Genomic DNA, 11,457 nt, shown 5'->3' on the forward strand with positions numbered 1-11,457 from the left:
TTCGACATATGAGATTCGTCTGTTGCGAAAAACTTCGCCACCAAATCGCAACCGGAACTGAATGTCCGTTTTGACCAGCACCCTTGAATTGCTTGACGACTGCAGCGAACGACCACTCCCGCCCTTTTCAACGAATGCTGCGTTTCAAAGTAACGACTGGATTAAGCCCCAAGCAGACATTGCCTGTCGTGTCAGATGCCCGACTGCGAAACGACCTTGCCCTGCCGATGGCTCAAAGCAGCCGCAGCAGCAGAACCACAACCGCCACCGGCACCAAAGCCACATGCAGCACCATGTCGAACCAGTTGCTGCTGCCCCAGCCCAGCACCCAGAAAAGCTGCCCCAGCACGGCCACGCCCGCCAGAAACCAGTTGCCAGTCAGGAACGCATAGAGGCAAAGCGCCAGCACCATTCCCCCCACGGGCCATGGCGCGTAGCCGTAGCGATAGAGATCGGCCGGGATCACCCCGAACGCCGAGCAGAGAAAACCCACATAGAGCGCGAGAAAAACCAAGATCTCCCACGTGGCGAAGCCCGGCACCTCGGCGCCAAGGCTCACCGCCATATGCCGCGCCGCCAGCGCGGGCAGCATCACGCCGAAAGGTGCCAGCACCGCAATGAGACCCGACACGGCCACGGTCTCGCGCGCCAGCGCCACGGTCAACACGCCCATCACGGCCCCGATCACCGCCGCAACCGACGGCGCCAGGACCAGTCCCGTCAGGGCAAAGACGACCCAGCCCAGCACCAATGCCAAAGCGGCAGAGGCCCCGATCCCGCTCATGCCCGGCTCCAATCGCCTTGCAGAAGACGCACGCGAAGCCCGGTCTTGTTGCCGACCGAATACGCCAGGATCAGCCCGCCCCCTGGCTGCGCGCGCAGCACCGGATAGCGTGCACCGGCCCCGTTCTCTTCGAGCACCTCCAGCACGCGCCAGCTTTCGCCCCCGTCCTGCGACATCAGAAGGCTAAGCCGGTCCCCGCCCGCCGGATCGTCATTCGCCGCCATCAGGATCTGCCCGTCCCCAAGATTCAAGGCCGCCACCGGCGCGCTCGGGTTGGGCAGGTCCGTGGGCGCAACAGGGCTCCAGTACCGCCCGCCATCCGCCGTCCGGCTGACCAATAGCCGTCCCGAGGGCTCGAAATCGCGCAGAAACGCCACCGCGTGGCCCTGATCCAGCGGCACGATCATCGGCTGGATCGGCTTGCCCGCACCCGCCATCCGTGCGGTATCGCGCACCCGGCCCCGGGCGTCGAAACGAACCAGGACGCCGTGCGCCGCGCCCATCTCGAAATAGGCAGGCAGGCCGAAACTACCGTCTTCGAACGCCACCATCGGCGATTTGACAAGGTGCGACCGGTTAAGAAAGGGCGAGAGGTTCAGCTTGCGCGCCGCCTGCGGCCCCGCCTCGCCCAGTGTCACATCGGCGACCGACGCCATCGCCCATCCGCCCACCGAGACGACCGTGGCAAAAACACCGCCCGGACGCGCCTCGTTTTCCACCGTGTTGCCCAGCGTCACCACAAGCTGGTGCGGGTCCATCGCTTTACCCAGCCCCGCGCGTGTCATGCGTGGCCCATGCGCCACGGTCTGCCAGCCCTCTGGAAACTGCCGGAACGCAGCATGATGAATATCGACATCCGCCTGCGCCTCGGCAGAACCTTCGAACCACAGGACGTCAAAACCCCCCTCGCCCATCACGATCGTCGGGGAATGGGCCTGGCCGGTCTCGATTGCATAGTCGAACAGGGTCTCGATGCGCGCAGCACCGGGCGTCATCGCAACGGGTGCGGGCATGGCGAACCGCCAGACTGGCGGGCTGTCGCGGCGCAGGGCCCAAAGGCTCAGGATCACGCTCAGACCGGCAAGCCCGGCAATCGCGATATGTGCCAGCCCCATCGCGTCCTTATCCCACCTTCAGAACGATTTTGCCGATGTGATCCCCGGCCTCCATCCGCGCGTGCGCCTCCGCGGCGCGCTCAAGCGGAAACTCCTGGTCCATCACCGGCGCAACGCGCCCGGACGCAAGCAGCGGCCAGACACGGGCGCGCAAATCCTCGGCAATACGCGCCTTGGCCAGTACGCTTTGCGGGCGCAGGGTCGAACCGGTGATCGTCAGCCGCCGGGTCATAACCTCGGTAAAGTTCATCTCGTCCTCGGGTCCCTGCAGAAACGCGATCTGCACAAGTCGGCCCTCGTCGGCCAAAGCCCGGAGATTGCGCGGAAGATACGGCCCGCCCACCATGTCGAGGATCAGGTCCGCGCCGCCATAGCCACGCATCTCTGCCACGAAATCCGCCTCGCGGTAGTTGATCGCCCGCTCCGCGCCAAGAGACTCGCAGACATGGCATTTCTCGCCTGAACCGGCGGTCGCGAACACCCGCGCGCCAAAGGCCCGGGCGAGCTGGATCGCCGTGGTGCCGATGCCGCTCGATCCGCCATGCACCAGAAACCGTTCGCCGCCCCGCAGCGCGCCACGTTGAAAAACGTTTGTCCAGACAGTGAAATAGGTTTCCGGAAGGCAGGCCGCCTGCCGAAGGTCGAGCCCGTCCGGAACCGGCAGGCAATGCGCGGCAGGCGTGGTCACATAGTCCGCATACCCGCCGCCGGGTAAAAGCGCGCAGACCGCGTCGCCGACCGCCCAGCCACCCACACCGTCGCCCAGCGCCACGATCTCGCCCGCAGCCTCGAGGCCCGGCAGATCGCTTGCGCCTTTCGGCGGGTCGTAAAGCCCCGCGCGCTGCAAAGCGTCGGGCCGGTTGACGCCCGCATAGGCGACCTTGATCAGCACCTCGCCCGCGCGCGGCTCCGGTCGCGCCCGCGTGCAGGGCTGCAAAACGTCCGGCCCGCCCGCTTTCGTGATTTCGACCGCGCGCATCGTCTCCGTCATGGGGTCAACGGCTCCAGCGGCCCGGCATGCCGGTGGCGCCGCGGCCTTGCGGCGGGCGCACCTTGCCCAGCACCGCCATCGGCCCGGCCATCAGGGAACTCAGCACCTTGTTCTCCCTGACCTGCGCCTTGATCTTCTCGATCTGCATCACGTTGTCGATCCGACGGTCCAGGAATTCCCAAGTGCGCGCGTGGCCTTCGCTCTCGTCACCAAGCCAGTAAAGGACCGTCGCGGAATAGACCCCGGCCAGCGTGGCGCGTTTCGTGTACCAATTGATGTCGTCCGACGTGTCGCCCAGCGCGGTCCAGATCCTGTCGCAGGTGCCCCAGATCGCCCTCGACCCGTCCATTGCGTAATGCGGCAGCGCGAAAAGAGTCGCACCGCGTCGCACAAGCTCCTTGTCCTCGACCACCTCAAGCCGGAACCGAACCGCGGCGGCGATACGGTCGCGGAACCGCATATCCGCAAGATTCGCCTCGTCGAGCCGCAACAGCATCGCCTGATCGCCCTCTTCGTGGAACGCCAGCGCCAGGTCGACCGCGCCGCGCGGACAGGCCGCCTGCGCCAGTCCCCGGCTGATTCCAATATCCTCCATCGCCGCGCGCAGTGCCGCGTCTGTCCAGCCATCGAAGGGCACATGCGGCTTGATCGCCTCCAAAAGCTGCGCTTTTACGTCCGTGTCCGTCATCTCCCAAAGGCCTCCTGACCGGTTCGGTGTTACCCTAGACAAACTATGGCGGCTTTGCTATACGGCCACCTCCTGCAATTCGACGCAACTCAAACTTAGAAAGGTGGTGACAACCACATGCAGGTCAGTGTTCGCGACAACAATGTCGATCAGGCGCTTCGTGCCCTGAAAAAGAAACTGCAGCGTGAGGGCGTGTTCCGTGAAATGAAGCTTCGGCAGCATTTCGAGAAACCGTCCGAAAAGCGTGCGCGCGAAAAGGCCGAGGCCATCCGCCGTGCCCGCAAGCTGGCGCGGAAAAAGGCGCAACGCGAAGGTCTTCTCTAAGGGACCCGCTTCGGTTCTTGCGAAACTACGAAAAACGATGACGACCCCCGGGCAGCCGCTTCGGGGGTTTGTCTTTTCCGGCCCCGCATTTCGCGCCAGATGATGAGAAATTCCGCACGTCGTCGCAGGTGCCGCACATTCCGCCGCACTTGGGCCATCTTGCATTGACGCGCTCCGGCAGGGCCTCTGGTATGGGCGCACCCGTCACGCGTCAGCCAAGAGAGGCGATATGTTTAAGGTTCTTTTCAGCGTTTGGGCGCTGCTTCTGGGCATCGTGCTGATCATGCTGGGCAACGGCATGCACTTCACGCTCATCGGCCTGCGCGGCGATCTCGAAGGGTTTTCCGCCTCCGAACTCGCCGTTGTGACGTCCGGCTACTTCATCGGTTTCCTGTCCGGCGCGCGCCTGACCCCGCTTTTGATCCAGCGTGTCGGCCACGTGCGTGTCTTCGCGGCTTTGGGCAGCTTCATGTCCGGCGCGCTCATCGCCTTTACCCTTCTGGCCGAACCTTGGTCCTGGACGCTTCTGCGCATCCTTATCGGCTTTTGCATGTCAGGGATCTACGTGGCCGCCGAAAGCTGGCTCAACAATGCCGCCACCAACGAAAACCGTGGCAAGCTTCTGTCGGCCTACATGATCGCGCAGACCCTCGGGATCATCGGTGCGCAGGGCCTGCTCACCTTGGGCGACGCCGCCACCGCTTCGCTTTTCATCGGGGCCTCGATCCTCGTCTCGATCTCCTTCGGGCCGATCCTTCTGTCGGTCACGCCGGCGCCCGCCGTCGAAGTGGCGAAACCGATGTCGCTGCGCAAGCTTTTCGTCTGCTCGCCCCTCGGTACGGTGGGCATCTTTCTTCTGGGCAGCGTTTACGCCACGCAATCGGGTATGGGCGCGGTCTTCGGGGCGCAGATCGGGCTGTCGGCCGTACAGATCTCGCTTTTCGTGGCAATGCTCTTTGCCGGCGCGCTTCTGTTGCAATACCCCATCGGGTGGCTTTCGGACCGGATGGACCGCCGCACGCTGATCTTCGGCGCCGCCACGATCGGTGCAGTATCCTGCGCTGTGGGCTACCTCATGGGACAGACGCAGGCGACGCTTCTGTCCGCGGCGTTTCTCGCCGGCGGCGTCACAACCCCGCTCTACGCGCTCTTTCTGGCCTACACCAACGACTTCCTGTCGGCCGAAGACATGCCGGCGGCGTCCGGCGGTCTTGTCTTCACGTTCGGGCTCGGGGCTATCGCCGGGCCGATGCTCACCGGCTGGGCGATGCAGGTGATCGGGCCTTTCGCCTTCTGGCTTGTGCTCGGCGCGACCTTCGCCGCCATCGCGCTCTACGCGCTCTACCGCATGACCCAGCGCGCCGCGCCCGCACCACAGGACACCGACAGCTATCTTGGCGTTCTGCCCACCGCGGCCCCGGCAACGGTCGAGGCTGCGGGAACTTGGGCCGCTGAGCAGGCAGAGGCCGAGCAGGCGCAGGGCTGAGCTCTCGCGGCGCGCATTAAGGTTCAGGCGATACCTTCCACGACGACAAGGTTTGCGCTGGCCGTTCTGTGACGGATCTTCGCCAGTTCCACGTAGTCCGGATCGGAATGCCACGCCTTGGCCGCCGCAACAGAGGGAAAGCGCATAATGACCGTGCGCGGCAGCGCCCACGTGCCCTCCAGAACCTCGGTCTTCGCCGCCGATGTCGCCAGAAGCTCGCCGCCATGGCGCTCGAAGCTGGGCAAAAAGCCTTCAAGATAGGCCTGATAGGCGTCGGGGTCGTGAATATCGAGCTGACCGATGACATAGGCGGGCATGCCGTCACTCCATTACGGGGATCGTGCCACAAGCCTACACCAAACGCCCTGCCCGTCCGCCTGATTTCGACGCCCCACGACGCGAGGCTTTTTTCATGCCCCGCGCTTGCCCAACCCTTCCCTCTGTCCTAGACCGGTCCAGACGATTTCAGGGGAGGCCCACATGACCAAATTCGACAAGAGCAAACTGCCCAGCCGCCACGTGACCGAAGGGCCCGCACGCGCCCCGCATCGCTCATACTACTATGCCATGGGCATGACCGAAGAAGAGATCCACCAGCCTCTTGTCGGCGTTGCCACCTGCTGGAACGAGGCCGCGCCCTGCAACATCGCCCTCAACCGTCAGGCCCAAGCCGTCAAGGGCGGCGTGAAAGAGGCCAAGGGCTCCCCACGCGAATTCACCACCATCACCGTCACCGACGGCATTGCCATGGGCCACGAGGGCATGCGCAGCTCGCTGGCCTCGCGCGAGGCCATCGCGGACACGGTCGAGCTCACCATGCGTGGCCACTGCTACGACGCCATTGTGGGCCTTGCTGGCTGTGACAAGTCGCTGCCCGGCATGATGATGGCCATGGTCCGCCTCAACGTGCCATCGGTCTTCATCTACGGCGGTTCGATCCTGCCCGGCAAGGCACCCCAGATCGATGAGATTCCCGAAGAATTCCGCAGCCGCGACCTCACCGTGCAGGACATGTTTGAGGCCGTGGGCTGGAACCAAAACGGCTCCATGTCCGACAAGGCGCTTGACGCGCTCGAACGCGTCGCCTGCCCCTCAGCCGGCGCCTGCGGCGGTCAGTTCACCGCCAACACCATGGCCTGCGTGTCCGAGGCGATCGGTCTGGCGCTGATGAACTCCTCCGGCATGCCCGCGCCCTACGAATCCCGCGATCAATACGCCGAGGCGTCGGGCCGCGCCGTGATGGACCTGCTGGAAAAGAACATCCGCGCCCGCGACGTGGTCACCCGCAAGTCGATGGAAAACGCCGCGCGCGTCGTCGCCTGTACCGGTGGCTCCACCAACGCAGGCCTCCACCTGCCGGCCATCGCGCACGAGGCCGGGATCGAATTCTACCTCGACGATGTCTGCGAAATCTTCCGCGACACCCCCTATTTCGTCGACCTCAAGCCCGGCGGAAGTTACGTGGCCAAGGATCTCTTCGACGCGGGCGGCATTCCGGTCGTGATGAAGGAACTGCGCAAGGCCGGCCTCATCCACGAGGACTGCATCACGGCCTCCGGACGCTCCATCGGTGAAGAGCTCAACCTGATCGAGCGCGAGGCCGACGGCAAGGTGATTTATTCCATCGAGACCCCGATCACCAAGACCGGCGGCGTCGTGGGCCTCAAAGGCAACCTCGCGCCCCAGGGCGCGATCGTGAAGGTCGCCGGTATCGCGCCCGAGCATCAGGTTTTCATCGGCCCCGCCCGCGTTTTCGAGTGCGAGGAAGACGCCTTCGCCGCCGTGCAAAAGCGCGAGTATGAGGAAGGCGAGGTCATCGTCATCCGCAATGAGGGCCCCGCAGGCGGGCCGGGTATGCGCGAGATGCTGGCCACCACCGCCGCCCTCTCGGGTCAGGGCATGGGCAAGAAGGTCGCCCTCATTACAGACGGGCGCTTTTCCGGCGCGACGCGCGGTTTCTGCGTGGGCCATGTCGGCCCCGAGGCGGCCCATGGCGGCCCCATCGCGATGCTGAAAACTGGCGACATGATCACCATCGACGCCATCAAGGGCGAGCTTTCGGTCGATCTTACCGACGACGAACTGGCCGTGCGCAAAACCGACTGGGCCGGCCCGCGCGAGACGATCTACACCTCCGGCGCGCTCTGGAAATACGCGCAGCTTGTCGGCGAGACCTACAAGGGGGCCGTGACCCATCCCGGCGCGCAGGCCGAGCGTCATATTTACATGGATCTCTGAGCCGCAGGTGCGCGCGCTCAAGGTCTTGTTCCTGGCGGCGCTCCTGCCGCTGGCCGGCTGCATGAACAGCGCCCTCGCCCCCGGCGGCGGGGCCAAGGCGATGCGCGAAATGCCGCTGTATGGCGGCCGAATCGTGGTCCGCGGACCGGAAGGCTACTGCATCGACCCGGCCAGCCGTCGTCGGCAATCAAGCGCCACGCTCGTGTTTCTGGCCTCCTGCGAGGCGCTGACCGGCCAACGCGGCTTTCGGGTGGATCCCGCCCTGATGACGGTCACCGTCACGCCGCGCCGGCCGGGCACGGAGCAGCCCACGGCCCGCGGCATCGCCCGCGCCATGGCGCCGAAACAACCTCTGAGTGAAAGCGACGAAAACGGCCTCGCGATCGTGCATTTCAACACCGGCGGCGACGGGGCCCTGCCCGGCGGCGACCCACGCTACTGGCGCGGCGGCATGGCGCTCAACGGTCATTTGGTCAGTCTCGCCGTCTACGGCCCGGACGGCAGCCGCATCGCCGGGCCGGGCGGACGGGCGCTTCTGCGCGGGCTGGCGGCCGAGATCCGGCGCGCCAGCACTGTCTCGGCCCCCGCCCCCGGTGCGGCCCGTGCGCGGCAGGGCACGCGCCAAGACCCCTACACGCAAGAGAAAAAACCGCGCGGTCTCGGCGCCCTTTTGGGTGGATTGTTTCCGAATTCGGGTTAATGCTATGGCAAAGCTCTCGGGCCACACTGGGGCGGACGCGATGGCGATGGGACAGGCATGATAGAATTCCGATCCTCGATGCTCGACTGGATTGCCCACCGGCGCGGCCTTCGGCGGTGGCGCAAGGCGGTGCGCAAGATCCCGGAAATGGGCTTCGGACATTTGCGAAGGGAACGGGCCCAGGCGCGCAAGCTACGGTATTATCTTAACGAAGTCATCTCGCAGGCGGACAACCGGCTGGCCTTGCCCATAATCGGGTCCCACGCCTTTCCCAAACCGCACGGCACCGATTGGTCCTGGCGCCCGTCGCTGTGGCGCGAACCCTTGGTCACGCCGGGCCTGGCCTCAGTCCAAAGCAAGACCAAGCTGGGCTCGGAACTGACATTGTTTCATGACTGTCAACATTCCGAACTGACCTTGCGCCAGATCCGCAACACGCGCGAGGCCGATCTTGCACCTTTCGGACTGCGCATGGACGTGTTCAGTTTCGACGGTTCTTTCCTGTCGCTCGTGCTCGACCTGCCCGAGGCGGCCATGACCGGCCTGCAGAAACGCCACCTGGTGCGCATGGACACCATCGTCGAGATGGAAAAACCGCTGGAGATCTTCGTGCGGCTGAACATCAAGCACGGGCCGAATACCGAACAGATCGTGCGGGAACTGCCCCTGCACGAAGAGGAGATCATGGTCGAGTTCGACCTTGCCTATTCCAAGCTCAACGAGAAACGCATCGAACGCGGCTGGGTCGATCTTATCTTCGAGAACCCGCAAATGAGCCAGGTCGTCCTGCGCGACCTGACCTTCAGCCGAAGGCCCCGCGCCGAATTCTGACGGAGCACGCGATGAAGAACTGGACATTGACCAAGACACGGCTCTTCGAAGGCGTTTGGGAGGGGGTGCTCACGCCCGAGGGCGACATGCCGTCCGGCAAACCCGAGATTGCCGTCACCCACCTGCAAGAGGCCGTTCCGGGCGTCGAGCTGATCGAGAAGCCCGACGAAAAGCTGTGGGTCCTGCGCGTGCCCATCCCAGCCGACCGGATCGCCGATGGCGTGCAGACGTTCCTCATTACCGAAAGCACCACGGGCGAGACGCTGGGATCCTTCGCGCTTCTGTCGGGCGATGCGCTAAGCTACGATATCCGCGCCGAGGTAACGCTTCTGCGCGAAGAGCTTGACCTGCTCAAACGCGCCTTCCGCCGGCACTGTCTCGAAACCATGTGATCCGGCGGCGGCTCAGTGATCGCGTAACAGCCGGCCAAGGCCCGGCAGGCGGTCCTCGATCCCGGTCAGGCGCAGGCAATCCCACAGCATCGCCTGGTTAGAACAGATCACCGGCTTACCGAGGGTCTGTTCGATCTCGTCCACCACATCGATGGTGCGCAGCGCACCACAACTGATCAACACCGCGTCGGCGTCCGGACGGTCAAGCGCCAGGGCGAGTTCAGCGATGTAATCCGGCGCGACGCGGATCATTTCGGTGTCATAGCGCAGCCCCATGCCATGGGCGGCCCCGATCTCGAAGCCGGCGTGTTGCAGGAAGCGGGCCACATTGGCGTTGAGTTCCGCCGTATAGGGGCTGATCAGCGTCAGCCGCCGCGCGCCCACCGCGGTCAGCGCCTTGCGCACGCTACCCGCCAGCGTGGTGGCGCGGGCCCCCGGCGCGCCGCGTGTCAGTTCGGCACAAGTCTCCGCCTCGCCGACCGCCACGGTGCCCGAGGTGCAAGCGAAAGAGATCACGTCCAGACCGTCATCGGGCAGGATCCGCGCCGCCGCCCCCGCGAGCGAACCGCGCACCTGCGCCAGACTTTCGGTCGAGATCTCGCGCGGCATGGGGGCACGGGCGAAATAGGCGCCGACCCCGGCGGGCATGTGGCGGATCATGTCCTCTTCGATGGTCTGTTCATTGGGAATAAGAACGAAGCCGATCTTGCCCCGTGCGTTGCGGCCCGCGTCAAAGCGCGGTTGCGCCAACAGCTTTGCCGGGTCGGCGGATCCGGGGGCGTCTTTCATGGCGGGCTCCGATGCGGGGCGGAAGGTCTGGCGTCACGATAAAGAGCGCGGCGCGATCGGGCAATCCATGGATGATAGCGGCAAGCGAAAGGATCTGTGGCGCGAAACCCACGCCGGGCGTCGTCCTACACTTTTCAGTGGCCGCCGGGCCGGGGGCTTTGCTACGGTCTGACGTGCCGGGGGGCGACATGTTGGGGAAGATACGCATGACGCGCCTTTTGGGCTTCGCACTGGCCGCGCTTTTCGTCATGACCGCTCCGCTGAACGCCGAGGGGCGTACGCGGATCGGCTATGGCTGGATGCTGACGAACGATATTTTCGGCGACACCCATGACCGCTGGCAGACCGGCTCTTTCGCGTCGAGCCGGGTCTGGGGTCCGGACTGGCAGGGGCGGCTGCCCGAGGGGTTCGGAGACATTCTCGAACTGCGCTTCGGCGGTCAGATTGTGTCGCCCGAAAACATCGCCCGCCCCACGCCCGGCGACCGCCCCTTCGCGGGTGTCCTGTCGCTCGGCCTGCACACGCATTTCGCCCGGGGGGCGACACAATTCGCCCTTGGCGGGGACATCGCGGTGACCGGTCCGCAAACCGGCCTCGATGATTTTCAGGGCCTGCTGCACGACGTGCTGGGCGGGCGGGACATGTCGAACCGGGTCAGCCGGCGACAGGTGTCCAACGACGTCAATCCGACAGCCGTGGCCGAGATCGGCCATGTCGTCGATCTTGGCGGCGCGCGGCTGCGCCCGTTCGTCGAAGGGCGCTGGGGCCTGGAGACGCTCGTGCGCGCCGGCGTCGACGTGACCATCGGCGCTTTCGGCGCCAAAAGCCTGATGGTGCGCGACGTGGTCAGCGGCCACCGCTACGAGGCCGTGCCAAGCTGGCAGCCGGGCACAAGCGTGGTCTTCGGCGCGGACATGGCCCATGTCGCGGAAAGCGAACTGCTGCGGTCGGGACGTGGCTACCAGCTCGAGGCGCGCAACCGCGTGCGCGCCGGCGTCAACTGGCAGGGCGAACGCGGCACATCCGTGTTCTACGGGCTGACCTGGCTCGACAAGGAATTCAAGGCTCAGCGCAAGGGTCAGGTTGTGGGATCCGTGCGACTTCGCCTGAATTTCTGAA

General features: G+C 65.2%; 13 protein-coding genes. 7 read left to right on the plus strand and 6 right to left on the minus strand.

The window, feature by feature from the left end; all coding sequences use genetic code 11:
* Positions 1–232: 232 nt before the first annotated feature.
* The 4 genes from EZV60_RS12710 to EZV60_RS12725 are packed head-to-tail and all read right to left on the minus strand — an operon-like array spanning position 233 to position 3,578.
* Positions 233–784 (minus strand): hypothetical protein, encoded by a 552-nt coding sequence (locus EZV60_RS12710; protein WP_135505967.1) that lies wholly within the window; start codon positions 782–784, stop codon positions 233–235.
* The gene (locus EZV60_RS12715) at positions 781–1,899 is read right to left on the minus strand and encodes an exo-alpha-sialidase (RefSeq protein ID WP_135505968.1); all 1,119 of its coding nucleotides are present in this window, start codon (positions 1,897–1,899) and stop codon (positions 781–783) included. The genes EZV60_RS12710 and EZV60_RS12715 overlap by 4 nt, the downstream gene beginning before the upstream one ends.
* Before the next feature lie 7 nt (positions 1,900–1,906).
* Entirely contained in the window at positions 1,907–2,890 is a 984-nt protein-coding gene (locus EZV60_RS12720; RefSeq protein ID WP_135505969.1) for an NAD(P)H-quinone oxidoreductase, read from the minus strand.
* A 4-nt stretch (positions 2,891–2,894) separates the two neighbouring features.
* Positions 2,895–3,578, minus strand: coding sequence for a COQ9 family protein (locus tag EZV60_RS12725; protein WP_135505970.1), 684 nt, complete (start codon positions 3,576–3,578; stop codon positions 2,895–2,897).
* Between the two features lie 117 nt (positions 3,579–3,695).
* On the opposite strand from EZV60_RS12725, the gene rpsU reads away from it, so the two are divergent.
* On the plus strand, positions 3,696–3,902 hold the full coding sequence (rpsU, locus tag EZV60_RS12730; protein ID WP_057812606.1) for a 30S ribosomal protein S21: 207 nt from the start codon (positions 3,696–3,698) through the stop codon (positions 3,900–3,902).
* 229 nt (positions 3,903–4,131) lie between these two features.
* Positions 4,132–5,388 (plus strand): MFS transporter, encoded by a 1,257-nt coding sequence (locus EZV60_RS12735; RefSeq protein ID WP_135505971.1) that lies wholly within the window; start codon positions 4,132–4,134, stop codon positions 5,386–5,388.
* A gap of 23 nt (positions 5,389–5,411) precedes the next feature.
* Here the strand turns inward: EZV60_RS12735 and EZV60_RS12740 are convergent, their stop codons facing one another.
* Positions 5,412–5,705 (minus strand): DUF1330 domain-containing protein, encoded by a 294-nt coding sequence (locus EZV60_RS12740; protein WP_135505972.1) that lies wholly within the window; start codon positions 5,703–5,705, stop codon positions 5,412–5,414.
* A 163-nt stretch (positions 5,706–5,868) separates the two neighbouring features.
* Here EZV60_RS12740 and ilvD point away from each other — a divergent pair, with 163 nt between their 5' ends.
* From ilvD to EZV60_RS12760, 4 genes are read left to right on the plus strand one after another with little or no spacing between them, the layout of a single operon-like run.
* Positions 5,869–7,626: a dihydroxy-acid dehydratase gene (gene ilvD, locus EZV60_RS12745; protein WP_135505973.1), complete on the plus strand. Its 1,758-nt coding sequence runs from the start codon at positions 5,869–5,871 to the stop codon at positions 7,624–7,626.
* Between the two features lie 7 nt (positions 7,627–7,633).
* Positions 7,634–8,326 (plus strand): hypothetical protein, encoded by a 693-nt coding sequence (locus tag EZV60_RS12750; protein WP_135505974.1) that lies wholly within the window; start codon positions 7,634–7,636, stop codon positions 8,324–8,326.
* Between the two features lie 57 nt (positions 8,327–8,383).
* On the plus strand, positions 8,384–9,157 hold the full coding sequence (locus tag EZV60_RS12755) for a DUF6478 family protein (protein ID WP_135505975.1): 774 nt from the start codon (positions 8,384–8,386) through the stop codon (positions 9,155–9,157).
* Between the two features lie 11 nt (positions 9,158–9,168).
* Positions 9,169–9,549, plus strand: coding sequence for a hypothetical protein (locus EZV60_RS12760; RefSeq protein WP_135505976.1), 381 nt, complete (start codon positions 9,169–9,171; stop codon positions 9,547–9,549).
* Between the two features lie 12 nt (positions 9,550–9,561).
* Here the strand turns inward: EZV60_RS12760 and EZV60_RS12765 are convergent, their stop codons facing one another.
* Positions 9,562–10,338, minus strand: a complete 777-nt coding sequence (locus EZV60_RS12765) for a maleate cis-trans isomerase family protein (RefSeq protein WP_210115090.1) — start codon at positions 10,336–10,338, stop codon at positions 9,562–9,564.
* Between the two features lie 206 nt (positions 10,339–10,544).
* Here EZV60_RS12765 and EZV60_RS12770 point away from each other — a divergent pair, with 206 nt between their 5' ends.
* Positions 10,545–11,456, plus strand: coding sequence for a lipid A-modifier LpxR family protein (locus EZV60_RS12770; protein ID WP_135505977.1), 912 nt, complete (start codon positions 10,545–10,547; stop codon positions 11,454–11,456).
* The last annotated feature ends 1 nt before the right edge of the window (position 11,457 follow it).

The sequence above is a fragment of the Roseovarius aestuariivivens genome (assembly GCF_004761875.1).
GTDB lineage: Bacteria > Pseudomonadota > Alphaproteobacteria > Rhodobacterales > Rhodobacteraceae > Roseovarius > Roseovarius aestuariivivens.